General features: G+C 57.6%; 20 protein-coding genes, 1 tRNA gene and 1 pseudogene. 12 read left to right on the top strand and 10 right to left on the bottom strand.

Annotated elements, in window-relative coordinates; genetic code table 11:
* Nucleotides 1-7: 7 nt before the first annotated feature.
* Nucleotides 8-961, bottom strand: coding sequence for a KpsF/GutQ family sugar-phosphate isomerase (locus tag RZS32_RS04655; RefSeq protein ID WP_317055864.1), 954 nt, complete (start codon nt 959-961; stop codon nt 8-10).
* Between the two features lie 53 nt (nt 962-1,014).
* Nucleotides 1,015-1,929 carry a rhodanese-related sulfurtransferase gene (locus RZS32_RS04650; protein WP_317055863.1) on the bottom strand — a complete coding sequence of 305 codons (915 nt, stop codon included), beginning with the start codon at nt 1,927-1,929 and terminating at the stop codon, nt 1,015-1,017.
* Nucleotides 1,930-2,030: 101 nt separating this feature from the next.
* Here RZS32_RS04650 and pncA point away from each other — a divergent pair, with 101 nt between their 5' ends.
* From pncA to RZS32_RS04635, 3 genes are read left to right on the top strand one after another with little or no spacing between them, the layout of a single operon-like run.
* Nucleotides 2,031-2,627, top strand: coding sequence for a bifunctional nicotinamidase/pyrazinamidase (gene pncA / locus RZS32_RS04645; RefSeq protein WP_317055862.1), 597 nt, complete (start codon nt 2,031-2,033; stop codon nt 2,625-2,627).
* A 4-nt stretch (nt 2,628-2,631) separates the two neighbouring features.
* Complete coding sequence (locus RZS32_RS04640; RefSeq protein WP_317055861.1) at nt 2,632-3,219, top strand: uracil-DNA glycosylase family protein; 588 nt, start codon at nt 2,632-2,634, stop codon at nt 3,217-3,219.
* Nucleotides 3,212-3,991: an SseB family protein gene (locus RZS32_RS04635; protein ID WP_317055860.1), complete on the top strand. Its 780-nt coding sequence runs from the start codon at nt 3,212-3,214 to the stop codon at nt 3,989-3,991. The genes RZS32_RS04640 and RZS32_RS04635 overlap by 8 nt, the downstream gene beginning before the upstream one ends.
* Nucleotides 3,992-4,067: 76 nt before the next feature.
* On the opposite strand, the gene RZS32_RS04630 is transcribed toward RZS32_RS04635, so the two are convergent.
* From RZS32_RS04630 to RZS32_RS04600, 7 genes are all read right to left on the bottom strand, one after another.
* Nucleotides 4,068-5,000 carry a 2-hydroxyacid dehydrogenase gene (locus RZS32_RS04630; protein ID WP_317055859.1) on the bottom strand — a complete coding sequence of 311 codons (933 nt, stop codon included), beginning with the start codon at nt 4,998-5,000 and terminating at the stop codon, nt 4,068-4,070.
* A gap of 3 nt (nt 5,001-5,003) precedes the next feature.
* Complete coding sequence (gene rodA, locus RZS32_RS04625) at nt 5,004-6,143, bottom strand: rod shape-determining protein RodA (RefSeq protein ID WP_317055858.1); 1,140 nt, start codon at nt 6,141-6,143, stop codon at nt 5,004-5,006.
* Nucleotides 6,144-6,152: 9 nt separating this feature from the next.
* Nucleotides 6,153-8,102, bottom strand: coding sequence for a penicillin-binding protein 2 (gene mrdA, locus RZS32_RS04620; protein WP_317055857.1), 1,950 nt, complete (start codon nt 8,100-8,102; stop codon nt 6,153-6,155).
* On the bottom strand, nt 8,099-8,638 hold the full coding sequence (locus RZS32_RS04615; protein ID WP_317055856.1) for a rod shape-determining protein MreD: 540 nt from the start codon (nt 8,636-8,638) through the stop codon (nt 8,099-8,101). The genes mrdA and RZS32_RS04615 overlap by 4 nt, the downstream gene beginning before the upstream one ends.
* Nucleotides 8,631-9,554, bottom strand: coding sequence for a rod shape-determining protein MreC (gene mreC / locus RZS32_RS04610; RefSeq protein ID WP_317055855.1), 924 nt, complete (start codon nt 9,552-9,554; stop codon nt 8,631-8,633). Before mreC ends, RZS32_RS04615 begins: the two co-directional genes overlap by 8 nt.
* 31 nt (nt 9,555-9,585) lie before the next feature.
* Nucleotides 9,586-10,632: a rod shape-determining protein gene (locus tag RZS32_RS04605; RefSeq protein WP_317055854.1), complete on the bottom strand. Its 1,047-nt coding sequence runs from the start codon at nt 10,630-10,632 to the stop codon at nt 9,586-9,588.
* 309 nt (nt 10,633-10,941) lie between these two features.
* Nucleotides 10,942-11,016: transfer RNA gene (locus RZS32_RS04600), tRNA-Thr, on the bottom strand.
* A gap of 88 nt (nt 11,017-11,104) precedes the next feature.
* On the opposite strand from RZS32_RS04600, the gene RZS32_RS04595 reads away from it, so the two are divergent.
* From RZS32_RS04595 to hisD, 4 genes and pseudogenes are all read left to right on the top strand, one after another.
* Nucleotides 11,105-11,263, top strand: a complete 159-nt coding sequence (locus RZS32_RS04595) for a hypothetical protein (RefSeq protein ID WP_317055853.1) — start codon at nt 11,105-11,107, stop codon at nt 11,261-11,263.
* 2 nt (nt 11,264-11,265) lie between these two features.
* A pseudogene (gene murA / locus RZS32_RS04590) lies at nt 11,266-12,533 on the top strand (UDP-N-acetylglucosamine 1-carboxyvinyltransferase).
* On the top strand, nt 12,530-13,000 hold the full coding sequence (locus RZS32_RS04585; RefSeq protein WP_317055851.1) for a DUF2948 family protein: 471 nt from the start codon (nt 12,530-12,532) through the stop codon (nt 12,998-13,000). The pseudogene murA and the gene RZS32_RS04585 overlap by 4 nt, the downstream one beginning before the upstream one ends.
* Nucleotides 13,001-13,058: 58 nt before the next feature.
* Nucleotides 13,059-14,363 carry a histidinol dehydrogenase gene (gene hisD, locus RZS32_RS04580; protein WP_339106819.1) on the top strand — a complete coding sequence of 435 codons (1,305 nt, stop codon included), beginning with the start codon at nt 13,059-13,061 and terminating at the stop codon, nt 14,361-14,363.
* A 216-nt stretch (nt 14,364-14,579) separates the two neighbouring features.
* On the opposite strand, the gene RZS32_RS04575 is transcribed toward hisD, so the two are convergent.
* Nucleotides 14,580-14,861 (bottom strand): hypothetical protein, encoded by a 282-nt coding sequence (locus RZS32_RS04575; RefSeq protein WP_317055849.1) that lies wholly within the window; start codon nt 14,859-14,861, stop codon nt 14,580-14,582.
* A 185-nt stretch (nt 14,862-15,046) separates the two neighbouring features.
* Between RZS32_RS04575 and RZS32_RS04570 the strand changes: the two genes are divergently transcribed.
* The 5 genes from RZS32_RS04570 (at nt 15,047) to RZS32_RS04550 (ending at nt 17,700) form a co-directional block, all read left to right on the top strand.
* The gene (locus RZS32_RS04570; RefSeq protein ID WP_317055848.1) at nt 15,047-15,565 is read left to right on the top strand and encodes an REP-associated tyrosine transposase; all 519 of its coding nucleotides are present in this window, start codon (nt 15,047-15,049) and stop codon (nt 15,563-15,565) included.
* A 143-nt stretch (nt 15,566-15,708) separates the two neighbouring features.
* Entirely contained in the window at nt 15,709-16,188 is a 480-nt protein-coding gene (locus tag RZS32_RS04565) for a UPF0262 family protein (RefSeq protein WP_317055847.1), read from the top strand.
* 5 nt (nt 16,189-16,193) lie between these two features.
* Nucleotides 16,194-16,655, top strand: coding sequence for a low molecular weight phosphatase family protein (locus RZS32_RS04560; protein ID WP_317055846.1), 462 nt, complete (start codon nt 16,194-16,196; stop codon nt 16,653-16,655).
* Nucleotides 16,652-17,050, top strand: coding sequence for a ketosteroid isomerase-related protein (locus RZS32_RS04555; RefSeq protein WP_317055845.1), 399 nt, complete (start codon nt 16,652-16,654; stop codon nt 17,048-17,050). The genes RZS32_RS04560 and RZS32_RS04555 overlap by 4 nt, the downstream gene beginning before the upstream one ends.
* Nucleotides 17,047-17,700: a thioredoxin family protein gene (locus RZS32_RS04550; RefSeq protein WP_317055844.1), complete on the top strand. Its 654-nt coding sequence runs from the start codon at nt 17,047-17,049 to the stop codon at nt 17,698-17,700. The genes RZS32_RS04555 and RZS32_RS04550 overlap by 4 nt, the downstream gene beginning before the upstream one ends.
* Nucleotides 17,701-17,705: the final 5 nt, after the last annotated feature.

Genomic DNA, 17,705 nt, shown 5'->3' with positions numbered 1-17,705 from the left:
GAAAAGTTTAGGCCACACCCGCGCGCAGCGCGTCGTGTATATGGACCAGACCGCAAAGCGCGCCGGTATCCTCAACGACTAGAAGCACCGTCCGCTTGTTTGTGTTCATCACACCTAGCGCCTCAACCAAGAGAGTATCAGGGCTTGTCGTCATGGGATTCTGCGTTGCCACTTCGCCCGCAGAACGCGTCATCAACTGGTCCATGTTGCGGCGCAGGTCACCGTCGGTGATCACGCCATGCAGGCGGTTGTCAACGACGACTGCAGCCACACCAAACCCTTTCGCTGTCATCTCCAAAAGCGTATCGCCCATAGTGGTGTCTGGGGTCACAACTGGCAGCTCCTCTCCGGTGTGCATCACGGCGGATACCTTCAAGAGTTGGGCTCCCAGCGTGCCTCCGGGATGAAATGCCAGGAAATTCTCTTTTTCAAAACCACGTAGCTCCATCATGGCCACCGCAATTGCATCGCCCAGAGCCATCGTGCAGGTGGTTGATGTGGTGGGCGCGCCGATGCCGCAGGCTTCGGGGGCGTCGGGCAATGTCAGCACGTGATCTGCCTGACGTCCCAATGTGCTTCTTGGTTTTTTGGTGATCGCAACCACTGGCACAGAAAACCGAGCGCAATGGGCGATGATGTCAGCCAGTTCCCTGGTCTCGCCAGAGTTCGAAATCAGGATCATCGCGTCCTGTGCTGTCACCATCCCCAGATCGCCATGGCTGGCCTCTCCGGGATGTACGTATTGTGCAGGCGTGCCCGTGCTCGCCAATGTGGCGGCAATCTTGGCAGCGACATGCCCAGATTTGCCCATACCAGAGACGATGACCCGGCCCTTGGTGGCCAGCAGAAGCTCAATTGCAGCATCAAACGCATCGGGCAGGGCCTCGCGCATCTGGCTGAGCGCATTCGTCTCAGTTTCCAGAACTGTGCGGGCAATATCGGAAGGACGCCGGTCGCTCATGGTCTGTCTTTCTGGTTCATCGCACTAGCCATACCTGCTGGTTGTCGGGCCGCCTAGTCGTCATGCACAATCTTGATATGCCGTTCCCCGCGCGCCTCGGCGAGGGCCATCTGCTTTTGCCGCTCCCGAAATCGGTCCTTGTCCGTCTCGGTCGTCTCATAGGCACACTGATGACAGGACACACCCTCCTCGTATTCAGGGCGATTTGTATCCTCTGGTAAGATTGGCCGACGACAGGCGTGGCAAAGCAGGTGCGGACCTTCTCGCAAGCCGTGATCAACTGACACACGTCCATCAAACACAAAACAACTGCCTTGCCATGTGCTGTCCTCCTCGGGGACCTCTTCAAGATATTTCAGAATACCGCCCTTAAGGTGGTAGACGTCCTCAACCCCTTGGCCGAGCAGGTAATTGGTCGACTTTTCGCACCGAATGCCCCCTGTACAGAACATCGCGATGCGTTTGTTGTGGAACCGGTCCTTGTTGGCCTCCCACCAGGCGGGGAAGTCGCGAAAAGACTCAGTCTCGGGATCAATCGCACCTTCAAACGTGCCAATCGCAACCTCATAGTCATTGCGCGTATCGATAACGGCGACATCCGGGCTTTGGATGAGATCATTCCACTCCTTTGGCTCCACGTAATGCCCGACACGCGCCTTTGGATCGACATCAGGTTGGCCCATCGTCACGATCTCGTTTTTCAGTCGCACCTTGAGACGGCGAAAGGGTTGGCTGGCGCTTGTGCTTTCCTTGCATTCCAGGTCGGCACAACCGGGCAAGGCACGGATATGAGCCAGCACGGTGTTAATCCCGGCACGCGGTCCGGCGATGGTGCCGTTGATGCCTTCGCGCGCCAGCAAGAGCGAACCAGAGATTTTCTGCGCCTCGCACAGCTCAAGCAATGGCGCCTGAATCGTTTCAGGGTCATCAAACCGCGTGAAATGATAGAGTGCTGCAATCGTGTACATAAACGCGTGATCTAAGGCCTTGTCAGTTTTAGAGCAAGGGGCCAGCCATTGACGCGAGACCTTTGCGTGCCTACCCCTTTTAGGCAATGAGGAGGTGCTCTATGACCCATGCCCTGATCGTAATTGACGTACAAAATGATTTTTGCCCAGGCGGCGCGCTGGCCGTGGCAGGTGGGGATGAGATCGTGGCCGGGATCAATGATCTGATGCAGGACGCAGGTGCCGTGATCCTGACGCAGGATTGGCATCCAGAGGGCCATTCCTCTTTTGCCTCCAGCCACGCAGGCAAGGCACCGCTTGAGATGATCGACATGCCTTACGGGCCGCAGGTGCTCTGGCCGGATCATTGCGTGCAGGGCTCTGAAGGAGCTGACTTTCATCCCGACCTGAACACCACGCACGCCGATATGATCGTGCGCAAGGGCTATCACCCGGCCATCGACAGCTATTCCGCCTTCTTTGAAAATGACCACGAAACGCCGACGGGCTTGCATGGCTATTTACAAACGCGTGGCATTGATCAATTGACCATGGTGGGGTTGGCCACGGATTTTTGCGTGAATTTCTCTGCCGTCGATGCCGCCAAGCTGGGATATGCCGTGACCGTGCGGCAGGATCTATGCGGTGCCATTGATCTCAACGGGTCGCTGGCCGCCGCGGTTGAGGGGATGACCGCCGCTGGCGTCACACTGGCCTGAGGTTTTGGCTCTTACAAAAGACATCCAGGCCTGCCGCATTTGCGCAGATCGCTTTGCCGCAACGCACACGGGCCACACGCCGCGACCAGTGGCCTGGTTCAAACCTTCGGCACGGCTTTTGATTGCAGGGCAGGCCCCAGGCATGCGTGTACATCAGTCCGGCAAGCCCTTTGATGATCCCTCCGGCGACAGGTTGCGCGATTGGCTCGGGCTTTCGCCGGACGAATTCTATGACCAAAGCCGCGTGGCTATCGTGCCCATGGCGTTTTGCTTTCCGGGATACGATGCCAAAGGCTCCGACCTGCCGCCGCCCAAAATATGTGGCAAGACCTGGCATGAAAAGGTGATGATGACGCTGAACAAGGTCCGGCTCTCGGTCATTGTCGGGGGATATTCGCAAAAGTACCACATGGGCGTAAAAACTCCGGTGACCGATACGGTGGCCGACTGGCGCAGTCACGCCCCGGATCTTTTTCCTTTGCCGCATCCGTCCTGGCGCAATACCGGCTGGCTGAAGAAACACCCGTGGTTTGAGGCTGAATTGTTGCCTGTGCTACGGAAACGGGTGCAAGAGGTGATGCGAGATGGATGAAACGCACTTGGACCGCGCGCATGCTGCTATGGAGGCTGGTGGTGAAAGTGAACGCCTGCGGTTTTATGAAACGCTTGTGGCGGCGGAGCTGTTTTTGCTTCTGGACGGTGAGGCGGAGGGGGATCAGGTGGCCCCGCAGGCCTTTGAGGTTGACGGCCAGGCATTCGTATTGGCCTTTGACACCGAAGAGCGCCTCGCGGGGTTCGCGGGTCAAGAAGCACATTACGTGGCGCTTTCCGGTCGCGTTGTGGCCGAAATGCTGGCTGAGGCCAAGTTGGGCCTTGGTTTGAATCTCGAAGCCGGGCCATCCGCAATGCTGTTGCCACCAGAAGCAATGGCTTGGCTGGTTGAGACGCTTGGAGATGTGCCAATAGAGGTGGAGGCACAACCGCAGGAAATCTATGCTCCGGCTGGTTTGCCAGAATCCCTTGTCACAGCACTTGACGCGCGGCTGGCCGCGGCAGAAGGGTTGGCAGAGGCGGCCTATCTTGTTGGTGTGAGCTACGAGTCCGGTGCCAAGGGTCATCTTCTGGGGTTTGTGGATGCGCATCCCGGTGCTGATGAGGCTCTGGCGCGGGCCGTTTCGGAAGTGCTGCAATTTTCCGGATTGGAAGCGGCTATGCTGGATGTCGGGTTTTTTCAAGCGTCTGATCAGATTTGTGCGCATATGGCTTTGGTCGGTTTGAGATTTGATTTGCCCAAAGCGGAACTGAAAGCAACGCCCGGTGCCGCGCCGGGAATGAACCCGGACCTGCCGCCGAAATTGCGGTGAGACTTGCGTTTAAGGTGCCGGAATTTTCTAAATTCCGGATGCCTCCGGCGGGGATACTTCTGGCCAGAAGAAGGGTTTAGTACCCCAGTTTGCGATCCACCAGATTGATGAAATCCTCGCCTGCTTCGCCACGGCGCACGTTTTCCGCGATGACGCGAGAGGCTGACAGCGGACGGGTTTCGGACGCGATATGCGGGGTGACTGTGACGTTGGGATGGGACCAATAGGGATGCGTGGGAGGTAGAGGTTCTACGCGAAACACATCCAGTGTCGCATGTCCGACCTGCCCGCTATTCAATGCTTCGAGAAGCGCATCATCGTCAATCAAGGGCCCGCGTCCAGGATTGATCACCGTGGCTCCGGGTTCCAGAAGAGCCAGGGTCTCTGCGTTGAGCGTGTTCTCGGTGTCTGGTGTGGAGGGCAGCAGAAGCACGATAATCTGAGCGCCACTCAAGGCTTCACTCAGCCTGTCATCGCCTGAAAGGCACGTCACACCTGCGATGTCCTTGGGGCTGCGTGACCACCCTGTGACGGTAAAGCCCAGGAAGCTCAGCGCCTCGGCACAAGCCTGTCCCAAAGCGCCCATGCCTAAAACGGTCACGGATCGGTCTGTTGCCAGAGGAGGCACATGATCGCGCCACTGTCCGTCCTGACCCAGAATGTGCATATCCATGCCAAGGTGATGGCGCAGAACATGGCCGGTCACCCATTCCACCATGCCGCGTGTCAGGCCCTCATCCACCATGCGGGCGAAGGGCTGTGTCAGGGTTTGGTTGCCGACAACATCCTCGACCCCGGCCCAGAGGCCAAGCACGGCTTTGGTGCGTGCGTAAGGCGTGAAGTCCTGCAGGTCGCTGTTGGGGGCATAAACGATATAGTCCACATCCTCAGGCGGTATTTCCGTGCGCAGGTTCACATCCAAACCAAGCTCCCCAAATGCCTGTTGCAGGGTCGGTTCATAAGTCACCCACCGCTCGGCCTTGGCGGCGAAAAGAACGTTGATGCTCATGGATTACCTCGGACGATGCACATGTGCGCTTTGCACAAGACCAAAACCCAGCATCAGGATGAGCATGGCCGAACCTCCATAGCTGACTAGCGGCAGCGGCACGCCCACGACGGGTGCCAAACCCATCACCATGGACATGTTGACAGCAAAGAAGAGGAAGAATGTTGCGGCGATTCCAAGAGTCAGGAGGGACGAAAACCGATCCTTGTTGGACAGTGCAGAGAATATACAGAAGATGATGATTAGCGCGTAAAGCACGAGAAGCGAGAAGGCCCCTACAAACCCAAACTCTTCGGCCAATGTGGTGAAGATAAAGTCGGTGTGTTTCTCGGGCAGGAAGTTCAGACGTGACTGCGTGCCTTGCATGAACCCACGCCCGGTCCACCCTCCTGAGCCGAGCGCGATCTTGGATTGGGTGATGTGGTAACCCGCGCCCAAGGGATCGGTTGCAGGATCAAGGAATGTGTCGATGCGGCGGAACTGGTAATCTGCCAGGAGCTGCCAGTCTGTGCCGCGGCTTTGGAAAACGACAGTGATCAGACCAACGCCGCTGGCAACCACCGCTGCAAAATAAGCCCAATGAACACCAGCGATGAACATGATCAAACCGCCGCCAGTGATAAGGAGGATCGAAGTTCCGAGGTCGGGTTGTTTGAGAACCAGGGCCACAGGGATCAGGATCAGTATGACCGGAAAAATGACCCACAAGGGCCGCGATATCTTTTGTAAGGGCAGCCAGTCGTAGTAGGCCGCAAGCAGCATCACGAGCGTCACTTTCATCAGCTCCGAGGGTTGCAGGCGCATAAATCCAAGGTCGATCCAGCGTTGCGCGCCTTTTCCCTCGACACCTACAAGTTCCACAGCCACTAACAGCAAAACCGAGACGATATAGGCCAGCACCGACATGTTGCGCCAAAACCAGATCGGCACCATTGCCACAAAGAGCATGACGAAAAGGCCGAGCACATAGCGTTTCATCTGTGGCTCGGCCCAAGGAGAGAAAGACCCTCCCGACACTGAGTAAAGCATCAGGAAGCCAACGCTGGCCACGGCTGAGATCAGTATAATCAGCGGCCAGTTCAAGTAGAGTAGCTTGCGAACGCCTGTGGGCGTGTGCTTGACGGTATATTCAAGATAACTCATCGCGCTGCACTAGGCCCTGTCGCTGTTGGGGTCATCAAAATTGGGGCGTGCCCTCCGCAAGCGTTCTTGTTGTTCGCGGATGCGATCCCTGTCTGCGGTGGGGTAGGCTTCAAGCGGTGGGTCGCCCCCATATAGTGCTTGTAGAGTGATATCTCGTGCGATCGGTGCCGCAGCCTTGGAGCCACCACCGCCATGCTCAACAATGACGGCCACGGCAATGCGCGGGTTTTCGACCGGCGCGTAGTTGACGAACAGCGCGTGATCGCGCCGCTCCCAAGGCAGGTCTTCGTTGCGGAACACACCGCGCGCGCGTTCTGCAGCGGTGATGTTGCGCACCTGGCTTGTGCCGGTTTTGCCTGCCATGCGAAAGGCGTCTTCTATGATCCGGCTGCGATAGCCTGTGCCGCGCTTGTTGTTGGACACTGCATTCATAGCGTTGCGAACCTCGCGAAGCATGTTCTCATTTATGCCTAGGGGTTCGCCACGGTTCACGGGTTGCTCAACACCATCAACCGACTTCACAAGACGTGGCGATACGGAGCGTCCAGTTGCCAGGCGAGCGGTCATCACCGCCAGTTGCAAAGGGGACGCCAAAACAAAGCCCTGACCGATGGAGGCGTTCACACTGTCTCCTACGCGCCAATCATCATTGCGCGTTGTTTCCTTCCAGAGCTTGGTCGGGATTAGACCTTCTGAAACAGAGGTCAGTGGCAATTGGTGCTCAACGCCCAAACCCAGCTTGCGGGCCATCTCAGCGATTTTATCGATGCCGGTGCGCACTGCCATTTCGTAGTAATACACATCACAACTTTCACGCAGGCTGCGATGCAGGTCCACATTACCGTGTCCAGCTCGTTTCCAGCAATGAAAGCGCCGGTTCGATACCCTGAGATGCCCTGGGCAGTAGACCGTTTCATTGGGGTCTGCCACGCCCGCCTCCATTGCTGCCAGCGCCGTCACCATTTTGAACGTGGAGCCCGGAGGATAAACGCCCTGCATCGCTTTGTTTGGTAAGGGGCGGTATTTGTCCTCCAGAAGGGCTCTGTAATTGGCTACAGAGATGCCACGCACAAAGAGGTTCGGATCAAAGCTTGGCGCGGACGTGCACGCCAGCAAATCCCCGGTTTCGCAGTCCATCACGACGGCCGCGGCGCTCTCGCCTTCCAGTCGCGCGGCGGCGTAGCTTTGCAAGGCATTGTCCAGAGTGACTTGGACATCCGCACCCGCCTCGCCTTCTACACGGTCAATCTCGCGCATAACGCGGCCCGCAGCGTTGACTTCGACCCGTTTGCTACCGGCTTTGCCACGCAACGTGTCTTCTTTTTTGGACTCCAGACCAATCTTGCCAATCTGAAAACGTGGGATCAGCAAAAGAGCATCCGGGGCGTCAATCTCTTCCAGATCGCGGTCACTGACCGGACCCACATAGCCAATGAGATGCGCGTAGTCGGGTCCCAAGGGATAATGCCGCGACAAGCCCACTTCGGGTGTCACACCGGGTAGGGCCGGGGTGTTCACCGCCACACGGCTGATGTCTTCCCAACTGACACGGTCTGCAAGGGTCACGGGCGTGTCGCCGCGCAGTTTGCGCAGGTCTTCGCGCGCGGCTTCCACCTCTGCGGGATCAAGTGTCACCAATTGGCTTAGCCGTTCGATCACCTGGTCAATATCAGCATCGCCCACTTGTTCCCGGATCATGTTGATGCGGTAGGACGGAACGTTTTCAGCCACCACCCGCCCTTCGCGGTCAAAAATGCGACCCCGAGAGGGAGGGATGAGATGAATGTTGATGCGATTTTCATCCGCCAAAAGGCGAAACTGATCGGCCTGCTCGACTTGCAGATACCGCATCCTGAGACCCAACAGGCCCATAAACGCCGCCATCGATCCACCGACCACAAGGCTGCGCCGTGTGACAAGGCGATGGCTTTCGGCGGTGTCTCGTGTTGGGCGTCTCATGTCCGGCCTCCAAGGGCGTCAATGTCTCCTGGTGCCAATTTACGCACTCCGAACACGCTTTGCGAGACCACAACAACCAAAGGATACGCAATCAGCGTCGCGACAAGCTGCATCAGGCTCAGTCCGAGAGGTGCTTGATCTACAACCAGCACTGCCAGAATGGCGCGGTAGATCAGTGTGATCGTCACCAGCGTTGTCGTCACAGAGGCCCATTCCATCGCGAAGGTGAGATCGCGCAGGTCTATGTGACGTGCGCGCAATGTTTCGCATCCGATTAAAACAAGCGCGGCCCAGAGCCCAGGTGGTCGATGAAACATCAGATCACACAGCAAGAATACTAAGGCAATCAAAACAGGCGGCACAAACTCCGGACGCCGCAGCACCCAGGCAATCGTCAGCGCCAGCAAGATGTCCGGACCAGCCCAGCCAAGTGGCAAGGTTTGCAGCGGCAGAAGGTGAAAGAAGATCACCAGAAAGACAAGCGTGACATAGATCACGCGCATCGCCCACATATGCACAGCCGCATTCTCAACCATCGGCGGCCTCGGAGCTTTCAAACGGGCTGGGCGGCCCTTGCAGCGGAAGGTCGGGTTCGGCAGGTCCGATAAGGGAACCAGGGTCCGTTAGCTTTTCGTTGCCCCGGTTTCTCAGAACTCTGAGAAATTCAAGCCGCTCGTAATCGGCAGAGAGTCTCACGCGCAGTCGCCCGCCAGGGTCTTGCGCCACCTGACCGATCAAAAGCCCTGCTGGAAAGACGCCGCCGTCTCCAGAGGTGAGCACTCTGTCACCGGGGCGGACTTGATCCGGCAGTTCCAGGAAATCAATGAGCGGCACAGCGGTATTGTCACCAATGATAAGTGCCTGTTGGCCCGAAGGCTGGATCGTTGCGGGAATACGGCTGGAGGTATCGGTCAGAAGGATCACGCGCGCGGTGTTGTCGCCTACGCCGGAAATGCGCCCGACAAGCCCCAGCCCATCCATTGTGGCCCAGCCATCAATGATCCCGTCTCGCGCACCGACATTGATCAGCACTGATTGCCGGAACGGCGAGCCGCTATCAGCCAGAACCACACCCGTCACAAAGGTCAGGCGAGGGTCCAACTGCACGTTGTTCAGATCCAAAAGCCGCGCGTTTTCCTGCTCCAGTTGAAGAGCAGCTTCCTTCCACGCCTTCATTTGTTGCAATTCGCGCCGAAGTTCTTGGTTCTGTTGATAAATTCTCTGGTAGCTTTGAAAGTCACGGAGGATGTTCACGGCTCCGGTAACGGGCGCCATGGCCCAATCAAAACTGGGCACAACGCGGTCAATGACCTGCGCTCGAAACCGTTCCACCCTTGGGCTGTCAATGCGCCACACCAAAAAGAAACCGACGAGGCACAACAACAGAAAGCCAATCAGCAGCCGCTTGATTGGACCAGAATAGTCTCCGTTTTGTGCTCTGTCTCGGGCCAAATATACCCCCTTCCCTCAGAGGGTGGGCGTTTCAGCTGTCGTAGTCAATCGCGTGGCGCAGCTGCTTTTCGAACTCCAGCGCCTTGCCAGTGCCAAGCGCAACGCAATTCAAGCTGTCATCCGCAATCGATACGGCCAAACCAGTTTGCTCGCGCAAGGCAAGATCCAGATCCCCCAAAAGCGCGCCGCCACCGGTCAGCATGACACCACGGTCCACGATGTCGGCGGCCAAATCGGGTGGGGTGGCTTCCAGAGCGGTCATCACCGCTTCGCAAATCTGTTGGACAGGCTCGGCCAATGCCTCGGCCACCTGCGCCTGGCTGATCTCGGTTTCCTTGGGCACACCGTTCAATAGGTCACGGCCCCGGATCTGCATCGACGTGCCGCGGCCGTCATCGGGCATGCGGGCTGTGCCGATTGAGGTTTTGATCCGTTCTGCTGTGCTTTCGCCTACCAGAAGGTTTTGCTGGCGGCGCAGATAGTTGATAATCGCTTCATCCATCCGATCACCACCCACACGGATCGAGCGCGCATAAACGATATCACCCAGCGACAGAACAGCCACTTCAGTGGTCCCGCCGCCGATATCCACCACCATATTGCCGGTTGGGTCCGTGATTGGCATGCCCGCCCCGATAGCGGCCGCAATCGGCTCGGCCACCAGACCAGCGCGCCGTGCGCCCGCCGACAGCACCGACTGACGAATGGCGCGTTTCTCAACTGGTGTGGCACCATGTGGGACACAGACGATGATCTTTGGTTTCGAGAAAGACGACCGGCGATGTACCTTGCGAATGAAATGCTTGATCATTGCCTCGGCGGTGTCAAAATCGGCAATCACACCTTCACGCATGGGCCTGATGGCTTCAATGCTTCCGGGCGTGCGGCCCAGCATAAGCTTGGCATCTTCTCCTACGGCCAACACTTTTTTGACGCCATCCTTGACATGATAGGCCACGACGGATGGCTCAGACAGGATCACACCCCGTCCTTTGACGTAGACAAGCGTGTTCGCTGTCCCGAGATCGATCGCCATGTCCGACGTGAACAGGCCGGGGATTTTGTCGAAAATAGACATATCGGAATGCACCCTAATGCGATGTACTGCTACGGTTCCCGACTCTGCGGCCGGCGCTGAATGCCGTTATAGAACGGGGTTATCCCATGCGAAAGAGGCAGTTTCCTCTCTCCCGGCGTCAACCCGCCAGCGCGGCATTTGCATCACGCATCGCGGCACGGAGATGGCCGTTTGGGTGAAATTAGGCAAGCTCCGGGCGAAATTCGTGTAAAATCGGGCGTAAATGCACGCAAAACGGGCTTTGCGGTAGATGCGGAGGCGCATTCATCAATCAAACTGTACGGTTGTTTCGGCAGCAAAGCTTGCATCTGGTGCTGCTGGGGAGGATTGAACTCCCGACCTCACCCTTACCAAGGGTGCGCTCTACCACTGAGCTACAGCAGCGCCTTGCGTGGCGCGGTGATTAGACCGTTCCGCACCCTCGCGCAAGGGTAATCTGGACGCTTTTTGATGTCTGCTGTAGAGAGACTGCATGAGCTCGAAACCCCACACCTCCAAGCCGGGAAATGCGGCCTCAAGCCGCGAAGACCGGCTCAAGGCCGCGCTGAAGGCAAATCTTGCCCGGCGCAAACAACAGGCCCGGGCCAAAGCTGGGGAAGAGACTGAGGCAGGCAAGGACAAGGACAGTTAACCATGGATTCCATTCTCGTGACGGGCAACGGCCCGTTGAACGGCCAAATCCCGATCGCAGGGGCTAAAAATGCGTGTCTGACATTGATGCCCGCCACCTTGCTGAGCGATGCGCCTTTGACACTGACCAATGCGCCGCGGCTGTCGGATATCAAAACAATGACCACGCTGCTGCAGTCCCTTGGTGTCGAAGTCACCAGCCTTCAGGAAGGGCAGGTGCTTGCTCTATCAAGTCATAACCTGACCAACCATGTGGCGGATTACGACATCGTACGCAAAATGCGCGCCTCGATCCTTGTGCTGGGGCCGATGCTGGCGCGCGATGGTCATGCGGTGGCGTCGCTTCCGGGGGCTGTGCCATTGGCGCGCGCCCGGTGGATTTGCACCTCAAGGCGCTGGAAGCGCTGGGGGCCGATCTTGAGTTGAAAGAAGGCTATGTGCACGCCAAAGCCGTTGGTGGCCTCAAAGGCGGCACTGTCGAATTTCCCTTCGTGTCCGTGGGGGCCACGGAAAACGCTGTGATGGCCGCGACATTGGCCAAGGGCACGACGATCATCAAGAACGCGGCGCGCGAGCCTGAGATTGTTGATCTCGTGCATTGCCTGCAAAAGATGGGTGCTCAGATCACTGGAGAGGGCACCAGCACCCTTGAAATTCAAGGGGTTGACCGGCTCGACGGGGCGACGCATCCGGTGGTGACGGATCGGATTGAATTGGGCACCTACATGCTGGCCCCCGCGATTTGCGGTGGCGAAGTGGAATGCCTTGGAGGACGGATCGACCTGGTCAAATCTTTTTGTGAAAAGCTAGATGCAGCAGGCGTGTCTGTGGAAGAAACCAAAGCAGGCTTAAAGGTGGCGCGCAAGAATGGACGCGTGCGTGCTGTGGACGTGGTAACAGAGCCGTTCCCCGGCTTCCCAACCGACTTGCAGGCACAGATGATGGCGCTGATGTGCACCGCCGAAGGCACCAGCGTCTTGGAAGAAAAGATCTTTGAAAACCGCTTCATGCATGCACCGGAGTTGATGCGCATGGGTGCGGAGATTGATGTGCATGGTGGTACGGCAACTGTCACGGGGGTCGAACGTCTCAAAGGCGCGCCAGTGATGGCCACCGATCTGCGCGCCAGTGTCTCGCTCATTCTTGCCGGGCTTGCGGCAGAGGGTGAAACGCTGGTCAACCGGGTCTATCACTTGGATCGCGGCTATGAGCGCGTTGAGGAAAAGCTCGGCCATGTCGGGGCCAAGATTGAAAGGGTTCAAGGCGAATGAGTGATGACGCTCGATTTGAAGACGGCAGCGAAACCCCTCTGAATCTGGGGGCTTTGGATGAGGACGACCTCAAGGTCATTTCGTCGCTGACGCAAGATGCGGTGTTCACGGTTGCCGACATGACCTGGCGCGCAGGAGAGCACCGCCTGGCCATACTGATCAACCGGTTCCGCTGGGAGGATGACGGTCGCGACCGTCATGGGGCAGAACGGGTGCGCAGTCTTCTGGTGATCGACAACGTGCTTGGTGTATCCAGTCAAGGGGTTGATCGAAAAGAGAAAGATACAATTCTATCCGTGCTGTCCCTCACATTCGAACCGGGCGAGGATGGCGCAGGATATGTGGTTCTGACCCTGGCAGGTGACGGCGCGATCCGGGCAGAAGCAGAGGCGTTGGAAGTCAATCTACGCGATGTCACACGACCCTACAAAGCCGTCAGTGGCAAAGCGCCGGATCATGGCGACTAACCTGCCTCTTGAGCGTATCAGACCGAGCTTGTAAGCCTCGCGGCGAAAGGATCGCCTTATGCCCGTTCGCCTAGATGCCAGTTCTGCTGATTTCGAAGATGCCTTCCGTGCACTGCTGAGTGCCAAGCGCGAGGACAGCCCCGATGTGGATGCTGTCGTGGCCGAGATCATTGCTGATGTGCGGGCCCGGGGCGATGCGGCACTGATCGAGTTGACAGCGCGATTTGACCGGCTGGAACTGACGCCTGAAACGCTTCGGTTCTCACGTGCCGAAATCGATGAGCTTGTTGCACAAGTGCCTGATGACGAACGCAAAGCGCTCGAGCTTGCGGCGCTTCGCATTCGCGCCTATCACGAAAAGCAAATCCCCGAAGATGCAAACTGGACAGAAGAAAACGGAGCCACTCTGGGGTGGCGCTGGAGCCCGGTTTCCGCGGCGGGTCTTTATGTGCCGGGTGGATTGGCGTCTTATCCCTCCTCTGTCCTGATGAACGCCCTCCCCGCCAAGGTGGCCGGGGTTGAGAGGCTGGCGATTGTCGTGCCCACACCCGATGGCGTGGCCAACCCTGCGGTGCTGCTGGCGGCGCGGATTGCAGGGGTAGACGAGATTTACCGCGTGGGCGGAGCGCAGGCCGTGGCGGCGCTCGCTTATGGGACGGAAACGATTGATCCGGTTGATAAAATCACGGGTCCGGGCAATGCCTTTGTAGCGGCGGCCAAGCGGCGGGTCTTTGGCAAGGTCGGCATCGACATGATCGCGGGGCCGTCAGAAATCCTCGTCATTGCCGATGCGGATAATGATCCCGATTGGATCGCGCTGGATATGCTCAGCCAGGCAGAACATGACGAAAGCGCGCAGGCGATTTTGATCACCAATGATGCGGGCTTTGGGCAAGCTGTTGAAACGGCTATTGAAAAGCGCCTTGAAACACTGGAGCGCCGCGCCATTGCCGGGGCCAGTTGGCGTGACTATGGGGCGGTCATTGTTGTGCCCGATCTCGATGTTGCGACCCAACTGACAGACCGGATTGCGCCCGAGCATCTGGAACTCTGCGTGGCCGATCCCGAGGCTCTGGCCGCGCAAATCACCCACGCCGGTGCCATGTTCCTTGGGGCTTGGACGCCCGAGGCCATTGGCGACTATGTGGGTGGGCCCAACCATGTTCTGCCCACCGCGCGCTCCGCACGGTTCTCATCCGGGCTCAATGTGCTCGACTTTCTCAAGCGAACAACGATGGCCAAGATGACACCCGAGGCGCTCAAGGCCATCGGCCCGGCGGCCGAAACGCTGGCCATCTCCGAGAGCCTGGAGGCGCATGGGTTGAGCGTGCGCGCACGGCTGGATCGGCTCAATCAGGGGTGATCGCCCCGAATCGTGTTTAACGCCCTTATTTTTTAGGAATTCCGACATCGGTATCGCGTCGGTAATACGTCGGTATTGCGTCGGTGCGGATGTCCGTATGGGGGCGGGTTAATGGCACGTGCGGTGGGGTAGGAAGATGGAAAGGTCGGTTTCAATAAAGTTTGACGATAACGGGTTCGTTGAGGCGCGATGAAGCACCACCTGCCAGCGGGAAACTTACTTTGCTCTATAACCGCCGACGTATAAAGTTATCCATTCGGGGGTATCTTCTTTTATGTCCATGAAATCGTCCCAGTATTCTAGTCCACAGTTTCTGAGACGTGCACAGACTTCTTCTAAAGATTCAAAATCAAAATATGGACCGTAGACTACTATCTCATTGGTCTCTGCATAGGGGGAGTCAAAGGCCAACAGCTCTGCGAGTTCATTTACATGAACATTGAGTTTAAGGATGCTGGACTGCTTAAGTACAAGGGCTCTTTCGGGCAAAACAACCATATTTAGATTTCCCTATTTTCGCGAAAAAATTTAATCACTAGCATTGCCGTTCATGTTTGGTTGCGCCGCATACAACATGTGTCGAACTAACAAGCCGATGACCAGCAAAGCAAGCGTAGGGTGGGCAGTTCTGCCCACCGCCCAAGTCAACCAAGCATTAACACAATATCGGCTTTACTCGGCACATGCCAAACTATCGCCGCGCCCGGGTTTCCGGGGCAAGTTACTTCTTCACGGTGAACCTTGCCAGTCGCCGCTCGGATCTGCTTGTGACGCATATCCACGAGCTGCGCGCAGCCTATGCCGCCACGATCCGGGATATGCCCGTGATCTGCGACGCGATGGTTGTTTTGCCGGATCATTTGCACGCGGTCTGGACTTTGCCGCCGGGCGATTGCGATTTTTCGGAGCGCTGGCGCAAGATCAAACACCGGTTTTCCCGGAATCTGGGCGGCGCGGTGGGCAGAACTGCCCACCCTACGGCTTTGTCGGCGAGCAAGCGTGCAAAACGAGAGTGTGGTATTTGGCAAAGGCGTTTTTGGGAGCATGTGATCCGCAATGAGGCGGACTATGCCGCCCATGTCGCTTACTGTTGGGGGAACCCGGTGAAGCACGGGTTTGTTGAGCATGCGGTAGATTGGCCTTACTCCTCCCTACATCGCGATATTCGCCTTGGAAGAGCACCGGACTATCTTTCGCGGTAGGGTGGGCAATCCTGCCCACCATCTTTTATGCCCCACCCCCAAAACCACACCGTCGCAAAAACGCTGTGCTGCGTCGCGGCATTCCATTGCCCGTTTACATTTCCTGCGCTAGACCTCTGGCCAGACTGCCAGTGAGATGTTCCATGAGCCGTATTTGTCATATTGAGTTGGATGACGCCAACCTGCCGCCGCCCACGCCCGAGATTGAGCAAGAGCGCAAGGTGGCGATGTTTGATCTGATCGAGGAAAACTCGTTCATTTTGCCCAAGCGCGATGATCGCATCGCACCTGATGGCCCCTACCGGGTCGGGCTGGCCATTCGCGAAAAGCGGCTCGTTTTTGACGTACAGACCGAGGACAATAAACCCGCGGCCGAGTTTCATCTTTCGCTCAGCCCGTTCCGGCAGGTGGTCAAGGATTACTGGGCCATCTGCGAGAGCTATTTTGATGCGGTGAAGAACCTGCCCCCAAGCCAGATCGAGACCATCGACATGGCCCGGCGCGGCATTCACAATGAGGGCGCGCGTGTGCTCGAAGAACGCCTTGAGGGCAAGGCGGAGATCGACAATGACACGGCGCGGCGGCTCTTTACGCTGATCTGCGTGCTGCATTTCGGGGGCTGATGCGCATGGCCGAGGAGCTTCCTCAGTCCGTTCTGTTCTGCTGTGACCACAATTCGGCGCGCTCGCCTATGGCCGAGGGCATCATGAAGAAATTCTATGGCACGGGCACCTATGTGCAATCCGCCGGGGTCATGGGAGACATGGATATTGACGGGTTCTCCATTGCCGTGTGCCAGGAAATGGATGTCGAACTGGCCCGGCATCGCACCCGCAGTTTTGACGAGATGGAAGAGTGGGGCGATGACCTGTCGTCTTTTGATCTGGTTGTGGCACTCAGCCCGGCCAGTCAGCGCAAGGCGCTGGAATTGACACGGGTCTTTCATCTGGATGTGGTCTACTGGCCGATTATGGACCCCACTGGGCTAGGTGAGACACGCGAGGCGAAGCTCAACGCCTATCGCCAGAGCCGTGATCAGATCATCCAGCATCTCAAATCCCGTTGGGGGGAACCGAGGGTCGAGACATGAGTACAACAGCCACCGTTCAAGCCTATTTTGAGGCCTTTAATCGGGGCGATGTGGCCGCAATGCTGGCCTGTCTGTCCGATGATGTGGCACACTACGTCAATGAAGGGCAGGTGCGGCAGGGCAAAGAGGCATTTCGCGCCTTTTGCGAACACATGAACCGCTGCTACGGTGAAAAGCTAACCGATATGGTGGTGTTCGAGGCCGAGGCAGGTATGCGTGCTGCGGCCGAGTATGTGGTGAACGGCACTTATCTTGAGACTGACGAAGGACTGCCCGAGGCCAAGGGGCAGACCTATCGCCTTCCGGCGGGGTCATTCTTTTCGCTGACGGATGGCAAGATTTCCCGGGTCGTGACCTACTACAACCTCGCAGACTGGACGCGTCAGGTGTCATGACGCGCTGGGTTGTCTTGCTTTTCTGCCTGCTGTTTGGCGCATTGCCAAGCGCGGCGGATGAGACCAAACCCACGCTTGACATCTTCCCGCAAGTCATTTCGAAAAGTTGCTTTGGCGGCCGCGCTGAGAGCTACGATGAATGCGGGGATCAGACACGGCATCTGGCAGATGCAAAAGCGCGGGCGGAGGAGACAGGCAAGACAGTTCTGGTCATGCTCGGGGCCGAGTGGTGCATCTGGTGCCATGTGCTGAAGAACTACCTGAAGGGCGAGTCCGGGTTTTTCGAATACACGCTCGAAGGTGAGTCCGGGTACAACATGAACGAATTTGCCACCCAAGAGGACAAAGCGCAGGCCGCTGCGCTGGCCCGCTTTGCCGCCGAGAATTTTGTTATTGCGGCGATTGAGCATAAATATGCCACAGGCGCGGACCGGGTTCTTGTGAAGACCGGGGCAGGGGGTGAGCTGATCAACTGGATCCCGTTTGTCTATGCACTGGATGCGCGAGGTCAGATGACCGGGCGATTGCCCACGTTTCAGGAGCGTCCCGAGATGGAGCATCGTCGTGAAGGGGTACTTTGGTACCGTGGTTATGATCGGGCCGTATTGCTGGAGGAGCTGAAACACCTTCTCGATCAGGCGCAGAAATGAGCCGG

The organism is Roseovarius sp. W115, assembly GCF_032842945.2.
Taxonomy (GTDB): domain Bacteria; phylum Pseudomonadota; class Alphaproteobacteria; order Rhodobacterales; family Rhodobacteraceae; genus Roseovarius; species Roseovarius rhodophyticola.
The sequence above is the reverse complement of the archived record's forward strand: the minus strand, read 5'-3'. Positions and strand labels throughout refer to the sequence as shown.